General features: G+C 45.5%; 11 protein-coding genes. 6 read left to right on the forward strand and 5 right to left on the reverse strand.

The annotated features are described in order from the left end of the window. Positions 1 to 87 precede the first annotated feature (87 nt). Entirely contained in the window at positions 88 to 912 is an 825-nt protein-coding gene (gene pucL, locus U0033_RS13010) for a factor-independent urate hydroxylase (RefSeq protein ID WP_245801870.1), read from the reverse strand. 65 nt (positions 913 to 977) lie between these two features. On the opposite strand from pucL, the gene allB reads away from it, so the two are divergent. From allB to U0033_RS13040, 6 genes are read left to right on the forward strand one after another with little or no spacing between them, the layout of a single operon-like run. Further along, positions 978 to 2294, forward strand: a complete 1317-nt coding sequence (gene allB, locus U0033_RS13015) for an allantoinase AllB (protein WP_072365502.1) — start codon at positions 978 to 980, stop codon at positions 2292 to 2294. Then, positions 2291 to 3493 carry a M20 family metallo-hydrolase gene (locus tag U0033_RS13020; protein ID WP_072365500.1) on the forward strand — a complete coding sequence of 401 codons (1203 nt, stop codon included), beginning with the start codon at positions 2291 to 2293 and terminating at the stop codon, positions 3491 to 3493. Before allB ends, U0033_RS13020 begins: the two co-directional genes overlap by 4 nt. A gap of 7 nt (positions 3494 to 3500) precedes the next feature. After that, the gene (allE, locus tag U0033_RS13025) at positions 3501 to 4235 is read left to right on the forward strand and encodes a (S)-ureidoglycine aminohydrolase (protein WP_072365498.1); all 735 of its coding nucleotides are present in this window, start codon (positions 3501 to 3503) and stop codon (positions 4233 to 4235) included. Then, positions 4232 to 4702: a 2-oxo-4-hydroxy-4-carboxy-5-ureidoimidazoline decarboxylase gene (gene uraD, locus U0033_RS13030; RefSeq protein WP_072365496.1), complete on the forward strand. Its 471-nt coding sequence runs from the start codon at positions 4232 to 4234 to the stop codon at positions 4700 to 4702. Before allE ends, uraD begins: the two co-directional genes overlap by 4 nt. Continuing rightward, positions 4699 to 5037 (forward strand): hydroxyisourate hydrolase, encoded by a 339-nt coding sequence (gene uraH / locus U0033_RS13035; protein ID WP_072365494.1) that lies wholly within the window; start codon positions 4699 to 4701, stop codon positions 5035 to 5037. Before uraD ends, uraH begins: the two co-directional genes overlap by 4 nt. A 13-nt stretch (positions 5038 to 5050) precedes the next feature. Then, on the forward strand, positions 5051 to 6397 hold the full coding sequence (locus U0033_RS13040) for a DUF6986 family protein (protein ID WP_072365493.1): 1347 nt from the start codon (positions 5051 to 5053) through the stop codon (positions 6395 to 6397). 150 nt (positions 6398 to 6547) lie between these two features. On the opposite strand, the gene U0033_RS13045 is transcribed toward U0033_RS13040, so the two are convergent. From U0033_RS13045 to U0033_RS13060, 4 genes are all read right to left on the reverse strand, one after another. Beyond that, the gene (locus U0033_RS13045) at positions 6548 to 7879 is read right to left on the reverse strand and encodes a vanadium-dependent haloperoxidase (RefSeq protein WP_072365491.1); all 1332 of its coding nucleotides are present in this window, start codon (positions 7877 to 7879) and stop codon (positions 6548 to 6550) included. A 2-nt stretch (positions 7880 to 7881) separates the two neighbouring features. Further along, positions 7882 to 11163, reverse strand: coding sequence for a VCBS repeat-containing protein (locus U0033_RS13050; RefSeq protein WP_177318732.1), 3282 nt, complete (start codon positions 11161 to 11163; stop codon positions 7882 to 7884). Positions 11164 to 11267: 104 nt separating this feature from the next. Further along, complete coding sequence (locus tag U0033_RS13055) at positions 11268 to 12893, reverse strand: SusD/RagB family nutrient-binding outer membrane lipoprotein (protein WP_072365489.1); 1626 nt, start codon at positions 12891 to 12893, stop codon at positions 11268 to 11270. Between the two features lie 8 nt (positions 12894 to 12901). Continuing rightward, positions 12902 to 16015 (reverse strand): SusC/RagA family TonB-linked outer membrane protein, encoded by a 3114-nt coding sequence (locus tag U0033_RS13060; protein ID WP_072365487.1) that lies wholly within the window; start codon positions 16013 to 16015, stop codon positions 12902 to 12904. Positions 16016 to 16647 lie beyond the last annotated feature (632 nt).

Raw genomic sequence — 16647 nt, forward strand, 5'->3', positions numbered from 1 at the left:
GTACAGCAGTGTTACTCCCGGAGGATGGCGTAACAAGGGTACAGCAGTGTTATTCCTGGATGATGCCGCAACAAGGGTACTGCAGTACTATTCCCGGATCACGGTTCCTACAATGTAACCATAGGGTTCATCTGTAGCAATGAACACTTCATTCTGATTGCTCATTCCAAATTGCTCCAGGTTAAAAAGAACATGGTGCTTATTGGGCATTTTCAAAGTGATCTCTTTTACGGCAGGATAGGTTTCCAACACCGCTTCACCCATCGCAAAGAGCGTTTGTTGTACGGAGAGACTATTGTGACCGGCAAAAGTAGCCAGCAAGGTGGCACGGATATTATCAAATAAAACGCTGTAATCTTTGATGGCGCCTTTGTAGATCCAGCTGGCTTCACATTGTGTAGCAAAGATCCGGTCGCTGGTTTCCTTTAAGGTGGTGTAGGGATCTTTGATAAAATGCTCAAAACCGGAATCCGTTGTTTTGAGGATGAGCAGATCTGTAATACCACTGGTAATAGTAGTGGTGGCGGCATTGTAGATGACCTGAGTGGTCCGTTTTTCAGCGCCTCCACTGATGTAAGCATGTGGTGTGATCCTTGACCAGGCAGTTTCTGCAATTTCTACCGTGGCAGTAGCCACCTGTTGCTGGGTATGAACAAAATGCTCTGCCAGGTGTAGTGCAAAGGCTTCTATGCTGGTGGTAAAATGTTCTTTGGCAAGGGCGTACACAGTATTCTTTTGTGTATCCGTTGGCAAGATCTTCGTGTTATCACCAAGTGTGTGGGCGGTTTCGAAATCGCCTTTCAGAGATACATTGACAGTGATCTGTCTGAATTCATGGTGATCTGGGTGACGGATGATTTTGGACAATTGAACGGCGTTTTTGCCGTATGAGTTTTCGCCTAGTTTGATCATGATGGTTAACATTTACTTCTCTAATTTAAAAAATTAAATGCCTATTTTTAAATAAGAACTCATATATGTTTGACCTGGCTATAAAAGGGAACCGTATTATTACGCCCGATGGTATTCAACCGGCCGTGGTACTGATTAAGGATGGATTGATTGCAGATGTTGTCACTGTTATACCCGGCGATGCTGTTAGAAAAATACACGACATACACGACAATGTACTGATGCCTGGCATCACTGATCCGCATGTACATATCAATGAACCCGGCAGGACTGAGTGGGAAGGCTTTACCACGGCTACCCGTGCTGCACTTGCCGGGGGTATTACTACCCTGGTGGATATGCCGCTGAATGCGCATCCTGTTACCACTACGGTTGCTGCACTGGAAGCAAAGATCAGGGTCGCAAACCTGTTTACCAATTGCGGCTATTGGGGAGGTGTGGTTCCCGGCAATACCGATGAACTGGAACCCCTGATTGAGAAAGGTGTGTTAGGATTCAAAGCATTTCTCACCCATTCCGGTATTGATGATTTTCCCAATGTGCAGGAAGAAGATTTGAGAAAGGCGATGCCTATTATTGCAAAACATGGCTTACCCCTGTTAGTACATTGTGAACTATCCAACCCAATGCCGGCATCGGTGGTAGGTACCTATGCTGCTTACCTGGATTCACGCCCTGCTGTATGGGAGGAAAATGCCATTGCCCTGATGATCCGCTTATGCGAAGAGTTTCATTGCAGGGTGCATATCGTTCACCTGTCGGCAGCTTCGGCCCTGCCAAAGATCATCAAAGCCAGGGCAGCAGGATTGCCATTGACAGTAGAAACCGCCCAGCATTATTTATACTTCAACGCAGAAGGCATTCCGGAGGGTGATATGGCCTTTAAATGTGCGCCGCCTATACGTGACCAGGAAAACAACGAACTGCTCTGGCAGGCCTTAAAATCGGGTATTATTGATATGGTGGCAACGGACCACTCTCCCAGTCCTGCAGATCTCAAAAAAGGAGGTTATATGGATGCATGGGGAGGCATTGCTTCTTTACAGTTAGCCCTACCCGCTTTATGGACCGCTGCCCGGCAAAGACAGGTGCCACTTACCAGGATTGCACAATGGCTGTGTAGCGCACCGGCACTCCTGGCCGGTACCCACAAATACAAAGGGAAAATAGCAAAAGGATATGATGCTGACCTGGTGGTTTGGAACCCGGATCAGCCATTTACGGTCATTCCTGAAAACCTGCAACATAAACACCCCATTACCCCATATGCCCATGAAACCCTCTATGGGGTAGTACGGCAAACCTACCTCAAAGGGATAAAAGCATATGACCAGGGTTTATTCACAGCGACTCCACAGGGAGAAAATATTTTACGATCATGAATACCGCCACCGTACTTGCACGCATACAGGAACTGGGGGCCATCAGCGAAGATAGTGCCTGCCTGACCCGCACTTTTGGTTCCGGGGCGATGGTTAAGGCTAGTCAGCTAATAGCAGGCTGGATGCAGGAAGCAGGCTTATTAACCAGGATCGATAATATCCATAATGTACGGGGAAGACGGGTATCTAAAAACCCGGCTGCACGTACATTGGTATTGGGCTCTCATTATGATACAGTGGTCAATGCAGGGAAGTTCGACGGCCCACTGGGCATCCTGATGGCATTGGAGGTAGTTAGCGCTATTAACATAGAATTACCTTTTCATATTGAAGTAGTGGCTTTTAGTGATGAAGAAGGTGTACGCTACCATACTACTTACCTGGGCAGTAAAGTATTGACCGGGGCATTTGATCCTTCGTTATTATCATTAAAAGATGCAGCAGGAATTACATTAGGTGATGCCATCCAGTTAATGGGAGGATGTACGGAGCAGTTATTGCATGATAAAATACCGGCTGACCAGTGGCTGGGGTATTTTGAAATACACATTGAACAGGGCCCGGTATTATATGAAAAACATATTCCCCTGGCGATTGTTACGGCTATAGCGGGGCAACAGCGAAGTCAGCTTATTGTTAAAGGTATGGCGGGGCATGCAGGTACTGTGCCAATGGAAATGCGGCAGGACGCCCTTTGCTGTGCTTCGGAATGCATTTTGATAATAGAACAATGGGCTGTGCAACACAGGGATCAGGTGCTGGCTACTGTGGGTACTTTGCAGGTAGTGCATGGCGCTTCGAATGTGATTCCGGGAGAAGTAGTGTGTAGTCTTGACCTGAGAAGCGCTGATCCTGACATGCTCAGGAAAACACATGTTGAGTTGGCAGCGCAGCTTGCCGACGTTTGTGAAAAAAGAAAGATCAGTTTTGAATGGCATGTTGTGCAGGAGACTGCACCGGTGATCTGTGACCCGGAGCTATCCACGTTGTTAGAAAGATCCATTCCGGCTGCTGAACGGGTAAAACTCGTTAGTGGTGCAGGGCATGATGCCGTAGCTGTATCTGCCATCGCCCCTGTTTGTATGCTCTTTGTACGCTGCTTTAAAGGCATCAGTCATCATCCACAGGAAGATGTGGAAGCAGCTGATATTGAAGTAGCCCTGGAAGTAGCACGCTCTTTTATTCTGCAACTTATCTGATAAACATATGGAGATTTCAGCACTCACCCGTTCCGTAGTAAAAAGTAATCACGCACTCATTTGCCCCGATGGACATGTGAACAGCGTGATACCCGGATGGACCAATTGTAAAACAAATGTACTCATCAATGAACAGATGGGCGCTGGTTTATGCCAGGCACTCATTACCATGGAGGCAGAAGGTGTGGTGAGCGGTAAAACGGCTGTTTCGCAGCTCTTCTTCTACGTCATCGAGGGCATTTGTACGGTGAATGACACCTTGCTGAGCGCGGGGCAGTTCGTGTATTTTCCTCCCGGGGAAAACTATGAGATCAAAGGTGCCAGCGCCGGCACAAAGTTGCTCAGTTTCCACAAGGTGTACGAACCACTGGAAGGATATCCTACACCTAAACTCTTTTTTGGTGACAGCGCAAAAATACCCGGGCCTGCTTTCCTGGGCGATCCGGCTTTAAGACTACAGGTATTACTCCCGGAAGATCTGTCTTTTGATATGGCGGTAAACATCTTCACGTATGATCCGGGCGGGCATCTGCCATTTGTAGAAACCCATGTAATGGAACATGGATTACTCTACTTACAGGGGCAGGGTGTGTATATGCTGAACCATGAATGGTATCCTGTAAAAAAAGGAGATGCGATCTGGATGGCACCATACTGTCAGCAATGGTTTACAGCCATGGGAAAAGAACCCGCCGTGTATATTTATTATAAAAACGTAAACAGGTTCCCCTCCCCCATATGACACTGGATGCCCTCAACCATTTAAGCCAGCCTGAGTTGTATACTACTTTACAGCAATGCTGTGGCGCGCACAAATGGGTAGAGCAGATGATCGCTGATTTTCCCATGACGGATGAAACAGCATTATTTACTGCTGCTCACAAACATTGGGCCGCCTGCACACCAGCCGATGGCCTGGAAGCATTTAGTCATCATCCCCGCATTGGAGACCGGCCTGCTTTGCATAAAGAGCAGGCCGGTGTTGTGGATGCGGGTACAGCCGTACTTAATGAATTAGCGGTTTTAAATGCGGAGTACGCAACAAAATTCGGTTACATCTTTATCGTATTTGCCACAGGAAAATCTGCATCCGACATGTTGTCCATATTAAAATCCAGGATGAATAATACCCCAACAGAAGAAATTAAAATCGCCATGGCAGAGCAAGGTAAGATCACCCACCTACGACTTGAAAAATTACTTTCATGAGCCAGTTAACGACCCATATACTGGATACTTCAGCTGGTATCCCCGCCCCCGGAATTGCCGTTACCCTGTTTGTATTGCAGGAGAAGGAATGGTTGCAATTAGCAGCCGGTATTACTAACAGTGATGGCCGTGTGAATAATCTGTGGGAGGAGGGTTCATCCCTTCCCCATGGCCTGTATAAATTACATTTCGATACACAGGAATATTTTGAACGCAATTTCACGGCCTCCTTTTTCCCATTTGTAGAAATTGCTTTTTATATCAATAGCCATGCGCATTATCATGTGCCACTTTTGTTATCACCCTTTGCTTATTCCACTTACCGTGGTTCTTAAAACTGGTTAAACTATGCAACTTTCCATCCCCGAATCGGACAAGCATGCCCTGCTGGGCACCTTGAAAATAGCGAACCTGGCCTTTCAACAAACTTATCCCGGCGATAAACCAGACAGGCAACCCGTGCATACTGTATATGGCGGAGCCAATTTATTTAAGGCAGATACCTGCATTAAAATGGGTGAAATGGCGCTACAACATTTCCATACGTATGCCCCCGATAGTGGGGTGCTGGCCATGGCTTTGGAATGGAAAAATGAGGATTTGGCAGAGATCATTTACAAGCAGATCATCCACAAATTGCAGACTGAACCCGTGGAAGATTTCAGGATTGACTTTGAAGACGGGTTTGGGAACAGGCCTGATGAGGAGGAAGATGCAACAGCAGTTGCTGCGGCTACAGAACTGGCCAAAGGAATGCAGGACGGAACCATTTCTCCTTTTATTGGTATCCGGATCAAACCATTTACGGAAGATCTGAAACATAGAAGTGTGCGCACCCTGGATTTGTTCATCAGCACTTTATTACAACATACGAATGGGGTATTGCCAGCTAATTTTGTGGTGATGCTGCCAAAAGTGACGATCCCTGAGCAGGTGAGTACCTTAGTAAGGTTCTTTGAAGTGCTGGAAAAAGCGCATGCGCTGGAGCCAGGCACCCTGCAGATGGAAACGATGGTAGAAGCGACACAGATCATTATGGATGATGAAGGACGGAATCCATTGATGCGCATCATCAGGGCCAGTGAAGGCAGGTGTATGGCTGCGCATTTTGGTACGTATGATTATACCGCTTCCTGTGGCATTACTGCGAGGTACCAGACGATGGCGCACCCGGTTTGTGATTTTGCACATCATATGACCAAGGTGGCATTGGGGGGAACAGGGATCTTTTTATCTGATGGCGCTACGAATGTAATCCCGGTGGCCTTGCATAAGGGAGATCATTTATCTTATGCGCAACTGGAAGAGAACAGGGAACATGTGCATAAAGGCTGGAGAACAGGGTATCATCATACCATGCATTCGCTCATCAATGGTTTTTACCAGGGATGGGATTTGCATCCTACACAATTGCCGATGCGGTATGCGGCGACTTATCATTTCTTTTTGAGTAATTACGAGGAAGCGCTGTTCAGGTTGAAGACCTTTGTAGAGCGGGCAGCGATTTCAACCCTGAATAAAGATATTTTTGATGATGCGGCTACGGGGCAGGGATTGCTGAATTATTTCTTAAGGGCGATTAATTGTGGAGCAGTTTCGGAGCAGGAGGTGCTGGCAACGGGATTGACCCTGGAGGAACTTAGGATGAGATCATTTTACAGGATCCTGGAAGGGAGGAGGCAGCACCTGATATAAGCAGGTTTGAGATAGCTGTTATTATAAGGGAGGTTGGCTCATACATAAAGATAGCCGCTGAGAACTGCTTAAACGGGTACCCGAACCCATCAGGGATACGATTAAAACGAGGCTGTATCGGACTTGTGATACAGCCTCTATTTTATTCAATTAATTTTTAACAACAGGATTGATCCCTGCTTTTTTGATTTTTTCTACTACAAAGGTACCTACCCTTGTTCCCTGTTCTACACCATTATCTACTGCATCACGGTAGTGAATGCCGCCATAAATACGTGATATTGCTGCTTCGTTCGCTGCATTCCAGAAGGATGTAAAATGCCTTGGTGTCAGCTCCCAGAACTCTTCTGAATTATCGGTATACTCGAAATTATCACCGAACAGGTACGTGAGCATCGTAGCCACGGCAGATGACACGATACTATGTCCACTGGTATATTCAGGGAATGGAGGTGTTTGTAAATTTGGCTTCCATTTCACATCAATATACTTATTGATAAACGCTTCGGGGCGAATACGGTTGGTACTGAATTTCGCATCCCAGCAGCAGATAAACGCATCCATCATAGTATTGGCAGCCAGCATATGCGCCTGTAATGTCTGGTCGAAACTCAGTTTCGCGTTGCGGCAGGCAATACCCGTAATATTCATCCAGTGACCACCAGGGGTGATCTTCTTAAAGCCAATAGCCATATGTCCATAAGTACTTACTGCAAATGGATTACAATCCCAGAACCCGGCGATGGTCATTTCCTCTTTTGTAGGATTTATGCCATACTTGTATACTTCCATATTCAGCTTGTAAAAATCGCTGGCCGTATCTTTACTGAAAGGCGTCATTGGCTTCGGTTTGAACTGTGTACAGCTATCGATCACCATCGGGCGGATGGTACGCCAGTTAGGCTCCACAGCATCCATATAAGCAGGCGGTGTAGGATACCAATACCCCTCCCCTTTCACGGGTGTATACCTGCGTAAGGTACTGAGCTTACCATATCCATCAGTTTTGGACCAGGCAACTATTTGCTTCACGACACCTTCTGCCACCATCACTGAATTTTTGATGATACTATCCGGCACCTGGTCTTTCTTAAACAGGTCGATCAGTTTTTTCTCATCTTCTGTGAGCATATAACCGGATGGCAATAATTGCTTTCCTGCTTCCAGGATCGCATATACAGCTGCCACCTGGTAATCGTAGGTTCTGCCACTATCCTGTACGTTAACTGCAGGATATGACTTGATAAAAGTAGCTGCACCCGGTATAGCAGGATCATGCTTTACGATGATCTGGTAAGCTGCCAGCGTTGCATAACTATAGAAACGTGTAGCTGCAGGCGGATTCACCACATCGTGCATCATCACCATTGAAAGAGAAAATACTGCCGGCTGTATATAATCGGTAAAGGGTGCTTTATCGTATTGTTGTTGCGCATGCCCCAGCTGGCTAACGAGTAACAATCCAAAGATGAGCTTCTTCATACTTATTTTTCTTTATATAGTGAGATACCTTCATTGTTTACACCAACCACCACAAAGTTCTTTCCATTGATAGCAACTTCGCCGGCTGACTTTACATCACCTTTGATGCAAATACCCGCTTCTGCCTGATCTACATAAGCAAATCCGCCCTTGCCATCACCTTTGAGCAGGCAACCATAGCTGGCATCAAAACTACCCAGTTTCAGGCGGTTGTCGCAATGGTTACCGAGCAACAAGAGGTCTGTTTTACCATCACCATTAAAGTCGCCTGTCAGGATCTTGCTGACTACGGAGAACTGTGCCTCTATAGGCAGTGGTGATACGACAAATTTGCCGTTCCTGTTCAGTAAGCATACGCTGCGTGTTTCAGTCACTGTCAGCTTACCTGCTTTAGCCAGATCATCAGGAGATAAGATGTCTTTCATAGTCGCTTCTGAATAGTTCTTGTAGGAGCTAAACTTCTTACGCATCGGATAAATCTGGTCATTCAGTTCATCCCGGCTCACGTAAGGATAACTAACACCCTGGATATAGAAATTCAGGAATGGATCGATGTTGCCATTCTTATCAAAGTCAGCATAATACAATTCAGCTGGCTCTTTCGGAGAGGCTTTGATCTGCGTATTCAATCCCAGGTTACCGGCAATGAGGTCATCAACGCCATCACCATCCACATCCTTTACTGCCAGGCTAAACCAGAAACCATTCTGTGGCTGGTCAAAATAATCGGAGGTTTTATCTTTAAAACCATCAGCTTTGTTGATATAGACTGAGAGTGGCATCATTTCTCCACATACTACCAGGTCCTTACGACCATCTTTATCCAGGTCTATCCATTGCGCATCTGTGATCATCCCTGTTTTTGCGAACGGCACATCAGCAAGGCTGAACTTACCTTTTCCATTATTTATCAGCAGGTAAGATACAGGTGCTACCGGGTACTGACCAGGAATCACGCGGCCGCCTACAAAGAGGTCGATATCCCCATCATTGTCAAAATCGCAGGGGCGTACACAGGATTTGCTGTTAGCGCTTACATCAGGCAGGTTCTCAGTCATCTTTACGAGGATGCCTTTCCCATTGTTGATAAACAACTCATCCTGCAACATTGGGGTATTCGGATCGCAGTTGAAGTAACCACCCATTGCCAGGTAAAGATCAGGATAACCGTCTCCGTTAGCATCGAAGAAAGTAGCATCGGATACACAGTTTTCGGTAGGATCTTCCAGCTTCATGTTTTTATCCATGTCAAAGCTACCCTTACCTGACTGGGTATAGATACGACCTGGTAATTCTCCATTACCGCTTACATACAGGTCTTCTTTGCCATCTTTATTTACATCTGCTTTTGCGATCACAGGGCCTGTCTTGGAATACATGAATAACATGAGCAGCTGACGTTTGAAGTCATTCGCCGGCATTTCTTCATGTTTGTAATCAATGAGGCCATCAGTTTTCGTGAATACAGGTTTAATCATGGTAGCAGGTGGCAGGGATGCATTTGGTGTGTAGTCTACTTTCAGCAACTGGTTCGCAGCCACATCTTTCATGCGCTGTTCTTTGTTACCAGGCCATACGATCAGGACAGAATCAGCTTTGGCAGCATTGCCCAGGCCAAATAACAGCTGGGTAGAAACTGCGCCCAGGTAACCTTTACCGGGATTCACTTCCTGGTATTGTTTCATGCCATTGGTATATACATATACTTTGGCACCGATGGCCTGTGTGTTCTTTCCTTCTCCTTTGAGTTTGACAGAAAGATAAGCGGTCTTGTTCTGCTCCCTGCTCATGTTCTGGTAGATACCAGCCGGATCATTGATACGGTTGATCACCAGGTCCAGGTCACCGTCATTATCCAGGTCAGCATATACAGCGCCACTGGAAACACCGGCTTGATCCACCCCCCATTCTGTTTGCTTATTGGCAAAGGTGAGATCATGGTTATTGCGGAAGATGTAATTCTTTAAAGGAGTGACCGGCATAGCGGTGATCAGGTCCATGAACTTGATGGGTTCACTTTCCATTGCCTTCTTCACTTTGTAATCGCCCCAATAGCGGAGGAAGTCTTTGTTGGTATAATCACGCAGGTAACCGTTGGTAATAAAGAGATCTTTGTAGCCATCATTGTCAAAGTCTGCAAAGAGCGGGCACCAGCTCCAGTCAGTATTAGAGACACCTGCCAGCTGTCCGATTTCACTGAAGGTACCATCGCCATTGTTCAGTTGCAGCATATTCCGCATATACTGTTCATAGAGGTCCTGTGACTTCATCAGGTCGTGCATCTCGTAGTTTTCTTCCATTTGCAGCAGTTTCTGACGTTTGTTGTCTTCAGGAAGCATATCGAGAGTAAATACATCGGGTAAGCCGTCGTTGTTGTAGTCAGCAATGTCTACCCCCATAGAAAAGTGAGACAGGTGCTTGAAAGTTTCTTTTGTACGTTCAGTAAACGTACCGTCATGATTGTTGATGTATAGATAATCAGGTTCGTTGTAGTCGTTGGTTACGTAAATATCTTCCCAGCCATCATTGTTGATGTCGGCGACAGCGATTCCTAATCCAAAGGTGAGTGGATTCTGGATGATGCCGGCTTTGAGCGTGACATCGGAGAAATGGTTGTTGTCGTTACGGTAGAGTTTATTGCCAGCGAGTGAGTCTGTCAATGCCTTGTATCGGGCAAACTCCATGTTATCGATCTTATTGGTGCTGTGGTTGAGCAGGAACATATCCAGGTCGCCATCGTTGTCGTAATCAAAGAAGACAGCGTTGGTACTGTAACCGGGATCGTCGAGGCCATATTCTTTGGCCTTCTCCACAAATTTCATGTTGCCCTGGTTGATAAAGAGTTGATTTCTACGGGCAGCATCATCGCGCTTACCGGAGTAGCAGATGTAGATATCGAGCAGGCCATCGCCGTTTACATCGGCCATGGTAACGCCTGTTTTCCAGCTATCAGGTTTGCCGCCAATGCCTTTGCCGGCATCTTTGGTAATGTCTTTGAACTGCATGTTGCCCAGGTTCTGGTAGAGCGCCCCGGGCTGCATATTAGCTGTAAAGTACAGGTCTTGCAGTCCGTCGTTGTTCAGGTCACCAACAGCTACGCCACCACCGTTGTAAAAATATTCGTATTGCAATACGTTCAGCCCTTCTGTTTCATTCAGTGGGTTAGAGAACTTAATGCCGGTAGTTTTGGAAGAAAGCTGCTGGAAGAGCTTTTGTTGTGCATGGATGGCAGAAGAGATGCAGGATGCCATCATGAGGGCCAGCAAAGAGGTGGAATAACGCATGGATAAATAGTTTGTCAGGTGTTCCCATTCTTAAAGATGAAAAGTTAATGCGGCAGGAACCGCATTAACTTTTCCTTATCTAACTAGTCATGAACAAAACGCTCTTAGGAAGCTGGATCCCACCATACACGGGAAGTCCAGTTATCACCTCCTGAGAGGCGTCCTACAGCTGTTTTATAATTTGCACCATTCAGAGTAGCTTCTGAAACAGGATACAATTGTCTTCTTGGAATCTGGCCGCCTGAGAAGTTACCATCGTACACAACCGGAGTGAGTACAGGATAGCCTGAACGACGCCAGTTGAACCAGGTTTCAATGTAGTTGAACTGGATACCGGTAGTAGCCCAGTACTGCTCATTGATTTGTTTCAGAGAAGCAGCGGTAGATGTTATATCCAGCGGGTGAGTAGCTACCCAGGCAGTAGCGGTAGCAGAAGAGATGGTCAGTGCAGCTCCCAGGGTAGACAGGGAAGTGAGACCAGCAACTGTACCAGCTGCGTAGTGAGTGGCGGCAGTACCACCTACATTCCAACCTCTTGCTGCGGCTTCAGCCAGCAGTAATTCAGTTTGTGCATAAGTAAGCACAAAGATTGGAGCGTTCAGGTTGGTATAAACTGATGCCAGTGGACGTGAGTATTTACCAAGTGGTGTTTCATCGTCACCGGTACCGGTAGAACCAGCGTAGTTAGGCGCTTTGGTTACATCAGTAGGTCCTCCATTCAGGTCATAACCATTTGGCAGACCTAATTGATTGGCTGCAGTCATGTCACCGGCAGCGGTTAATTTATTAGCTTTCAAACCAGCCTGAGGTACTTCTGACACCACACCTAATCTTGGGTCACTATTAGCTTTCAGGTAGTCGATAAGCGTTTTACTCCATCTTGTCTGGTACAGGTCAGTACCATATACTCTTGCCTGCGCGTTATCGTGGTTATTAGTGCTTTGAACGTTAATGTAAGCATCATCAGCAGTACTGCTGAATACACCACCGGCAACTGCCTTTTCGGCCCATGTCTGAGCGGTAGCAGGGGATACCTTAGTGAGGCGCATTGCAGCACGCAGCATCAGGGAGTACGCGAACTTTTTCCATTTAGTGACATCACCACCATAATAAAGATCACCGGTTACTGCAGTTTTGCTGGCATCGAGCATACCGATAGCAGTAGTCAGATCATTGAAGATGGAGGTATATATTCCTTCCTGTGTATCGTAAGCAGGTTGAGAAACGCCCTGTTTACCCTGGAACGCCTGAGAGTAAGGAACATCGCCGTATACATCCGTTACCTGCTGCAGGATCATTGCTTTCATGATCATACAGATGGCTGTCAGGTTTGCTTTACTTGGATCATTCTTTGTCAGGGTGATTGCTTCAGCTACCAGGTTACCAGCACCAGTATTGTACTGGTCAGTGGATCCATAGTCTGTATTCCAGATACGGCCCTGATAGTCAGATGTTCCACTTGTAGCTACGTACTTGTCACCATTGGACAGGTAGTTGGAAGTCAGAGAGGACGTAGATGACATGATCTGAGTCCAGAATCCTTCGAACAGGAACATGTTATAACCCTGAGAGCTAAATGCATGCTGCGCACTCGTGAGCAGGTAGTTTGGATTGTACAGATCAGCACTTGTTTGTGTTGGATCTGTATTGATTTCGAGGAAGTTTTTGGTACAAGAAGCTGATTGCATTAATAAACCAGCCAGACCTATATATATGAAGTATCTTTTCATGACTTATCTTATTTGAATTTGACATTAACGTTCACACCATAAGTCCTTGCAGAAGGAACACCTGTACCTTCAATACCTGCATAGGAAACCAGGGAGGAGAAACCAGCTTCAGGATCGATGATGCCAGATCTTCTCATAATAGTCCACAGGTTACGACCAACTACAGAAACGTTGATTGAGCGGATCAAAGGAATGTTGCCCAGCAGTTTCTCGTTCAGTGTATAACCCAGTGTTATCTGACGCAGTTTGATATAGTCACCATTCAGTACGCTCAGCGGACCAGTGATGTTTCTGCTGAAGATAGCCTGGTAGTAAGCCTGGGATGTTACAGTCTTCGTGTTTGCAGCGCCGCTTTCGTATACACCGGTGGTGATACCATTTTCACGACCGTTAAGTGTTTCTTTGTTCAGACCGCGGTAGATGCTATATGCTTTGGTAGCAGAGATGATCTTATTACCATAGTTATAGTCGATCAGGAAAGACAGCGTGATGTTTTTATAACTGAAGTCATTGTTCAAACCACCATAAAATGTAGGCAGTACAGTACCCCAGGATTTCAGATCACCTTGTACAGGAAGACCACCACCATCAACGATCATATTTCCTTTAGCATCCCATTTGTAGTCATAACCCAGGATTTGCGGCCCGGCTTTACCAACTTCATAAGCACTGTAGATAGAACCGTGGTTAGGACGGTCAGTACCCAGCGTGATGGTATTGTTAAAGTTGTCAGTATGGAGGATTTCGTTCTTAACAGATGTTAAGTTGAGTGATACGTTCCAGTTCAAATCTTTATTCGTGATTGGCGTACCAGAGATCATTACTTCCAGACCTTTATTCATGGTGCTACCAGTAGGCACATACCCTGCGCTGTAACCGGTAGATAAGCTAAAGTTAGCCTTCATGATTTCGTTTTTGGTCTTGCGGTGGAAGTAAGCAATGTCCAGACCTAATCTGTTGTCAAACCATTTCAGTTCAGCACCTACTTCAACTTCTGTTACAGTGAATGGTTTCAGGAGACCTGAAGGCAGGTTATTACTGAAGCGACCAGTTGGAACCCCATTGATGGTGCTTTCCAGGCCATAATATACCATGGTTTGGTAAGGCTGTACTGGCTCACCACTTGTTTGAGCATAGCTTGCACGGATCTTACCATAACTCATTTTAGGCAGCTTATACAGATCGGAGAAGAGGAAGCTACCAGATACGGATGGAGTAAAGATACCTAACTGGCTGTTTGGAATACCAGTACCTGCCAGTGTAGAGAATGCATCATAACGACCTGTAGTGCTCAGGTTAAGGTAAGTTTTCCAGTTCAGGTCAATTGAATAGTAACCTGAATGAGATTCTTTCTTCGTATAAGCATAAGATCTGTTAAAGGTATAAACGTTAGTAGGTGTATACAGATAATTTACGATGAAAGGACCACCGCTGATGGTGACATTTTCAGTATTATTTTTCAGTATGTTACCACCTACTACACCGCTGATCACCAGGTCTTTTGTAATATTCTTGTTGTTAACGCCAACAAAAACATCACCATTAAGTTGGGATGCAAAAGGAGTCTGAAGGTTATAGCTACCTGTCTGGTTGCTATAATTTTGGTTTTTGGTGTAGTCTGTACCGGTAGGTTCAATTTTCATTATGCGGTCATTCTCATAATCATAACCAACACGACCACTTGCATATAACCAGTCTGTCAGGTTGTATTTAACTGTTACAGCGGAGATCAGACGTTTACGACCGATGTTGTTAATGTAACGGTTGATAACGAACCATGGGTTAGTTACGTAGTTATCGTCAGTCCAGAGTACTTCAGCACCATTTGCATCATAACCCGGATCGAGGATCTTTTCATTGATGTTATTAGCAATGAACAGACCGTTGTTTACGTTCAGCGGTCCATCAGAAAGCTGTGGCTTATTTTTCTGCAGTTCATCTACATAGTTAGCCATTACCTTCACGTTCAATTTTGGTGAGATATTCTGTTCAACGTTCAGGTTGATGGATTTTCTGTTCAGGCCAGAATTACGAACGATTGCCTGGTTGTCCAGGTTAGACAGGGATAAGCGGAAAGTTCCTTTATCACCACCTGAGGACATAGATACTGTGTTAGTGAAAGTAGGACCTGGACGGTAGAAGTTCTTGATGTTATCTTTATATGCAGAATATGAATAAGATTTACCATCGAACTGAGTGAAGGAAGAGCCATCCAGTTTACCACCCCAGCTAAAGCGGGTACTACCCTGCGCAGCTGAAGCGTTAGCAGGTTTAGCGCCACCAGTACCCTGACCGTAAGTATACTGCCAGTCGCTGAAGTCGATCGCTTTATCTACCGCATAGTTCATGTTATAATCCACGGAGAAAGCTCCTTTTTTCCCGGATTTAGTGGTGATGAGTATTACACCATTAGCAGCACGCGCGCCATATAATGCAGATGCAGCCTGGCCTTTCAGGACTGTCATATTTTCGATATCATCAGGGTTCAGGTTTCCGATACCATCACCGGCATCAGCACCGCCCCACTCACCTGCGCTACCACGCTGTGTGTTATCCATAGGTACACCGTTGATTACAAACAGTGGTGCTCCACCAGAGTTCATGCTGGGCATACCACGCAGCAGGATACGGGCAGAAGAACCCGGGCCGCCACTGGAACCGTGTACATTCACACCAGAAACACGGCCACCCAAAGAGAGGGCAACGTTCGTTTCACGTGCTTTGGTCATCAGGTCACCGCCTACTTTGGCAACTGAGTAACCTAACTTTGAATTATCTTTTGCAATACCCAGCGCCGTTACAACCAGTTCTCCCAACTGTGTAGCAGATTCGTCGAGTGTAACAGAAACAGCGTTTTGTCCTGCTCCTACCTCAACTGTTTTGGTAGCATAACCTACCAGCGAAAATTGTAACTGAAAAGTGTTTTCCGGTGCTCCTTTCAAAGTAAAAGATCCATCTCCACCAGAAACCGTTGCTACATTCTTTCCCTTAACAATTACAGTTACAGTGGGAAGACCAGCTCCGGATTTGCTATCCTTAACACTCCCGGTGATCTGCCTTGTTTGTGCAAAAGCTGCCGTTGTAAGCAACATTGCGATGATCAGCAAACGAAGTTGTCTCATTATCGATTTAGTTTTTGGTTAGGTAATAAATGAGTGGTGTACACTCCTTTCTCAGATTGACAACGGGCTAATGGCTCCGCATTGGTTCTACATTTCATTTTGGTTTCTGTATAAAATTTTCGTTTTAGAAAATACATGGCTGGCTCGCCTTTTTTTAAAGGCAAGAAGATTCCGTCTATCACATGGATAGGAGTTGATGATTGTAATATTTAGTGATGAAACTACCTTTTAGTGCACATGACAGTACATTTTGCTACATGTACGTGCACAATCAGCCCGGTAGTTAATTACTACAAAAGAAATTTTGATTAAAAATGCTTGTTCATTGTTACGATGTTAGATCTTTAACAGCCACATGTTCTCCCCTGAATACTTCCTTTGATTTGCCCTCGTTCAATAGTCTTTTCAGTCAATAGTTTAGAGGGCCTTTTGTTCCTGTTACGCTTCTCTCGAAATCTATATTTTCACTGTTCGTCTTTGTTTACATTCTAAAATGACAAGTCTTAAAATGACAACACTGATTAATTTTTATATACGACACATGTACATTACCATCTTTCACGTTCCTAAAACCTTAGCTTTTCACGACGGTAGTTTTTCATTTTCATGTTGTAGAGTTCCTTGTATTCACT

The organism is Chitinophaga sancti (assembly GCF_034424315.1).
Lineage (GTDB): Bacteria > Bacteroidota > Bacteroidia > Chitinophagales > Chitinophagaceae > Chitinophaga > Chitinophaga sancti.

What these genes read in the sequence shown, in the direction of transcription:
- U0033_RS13040 (WP_072365493.1), top strand. Translation starts at nt 5,051, where the DNA reads ATGCAACTTTCCATCCCCGAATCGGACAAGCATGCCCTGCTGGGCACC.
- U0033_RS13060 (WP_072365487.1), bottom strand. Translation starts at nt 16,015, where the DNA reads ATGAGACAACTTCGTTTGCTGATCATCGCAATGTTGCTTACAACGGCA.
- uraD (WP_072365496.1), top strand. Translation starts at nt 4,232, where the DNA reads ATGACACTGGATGCCCTCAACCATTTAAGCCAGCCTGAGTTGTATACT.
- pucL (WP_245801870.1), bottom strand. Translation starts at nt 912, where the DNA reads ATGATCAAACTAGGCGAAAACTCATACGGCAAAAACGCCGTTCAATTG.
- U0033_RS13055 (WP_072365489.1), bottom strand. Translation starts at nt 12,893, where the DNA reads ATGAAAAGATACTTCATATATATAGGTCTGGCTGGTTTATTAATGCAA.
- U0033_RS13045 (WP_072365491.1), bottom strand. Translation starts at nt 7,879, where the DNA reads ATGAAGAAGCTCATCTTTGGATTGTTACTCGTTAGCCAGCTGGGGCAT.
- allE (WP_072365498.1), top strand. Translation starts at nt 3,501, where the DNA reads ATGGAGATTTCAGCACTCACCCGTTCCGTAGTAAAAAGTAATCACGCA.
- U0033_RS13020 (WP_072365500.1), top strand. Translation starts at nt 2,291, where the DNA reads ATGAATACCGCCACCGTACTTGCACGCATACAGGAACTGGGGGCCATC.
- uraH (WP_072365494.1), top strand. Translation starts at nt 4,699, where the DNA reads ATGAGCCAGTTAACGACCCATATACTGGATACTTCAGCTGGTATCCCC.
- allB (WP_072365502.1), top strand. Translation starts at nt 978, where the DNA reads ATGTTTGACCTGGCTATAAAAGGGAACCGTATTATTACGCCCGATGGT.
- U0033_RS13050 (WP_177318732.1), bottom strand. Translation starts at nt 11,163, where the DNA reads ATGCGTTATTCCACCTCTTTGCTGGCCCTCATGATGGCATCCTGCATC.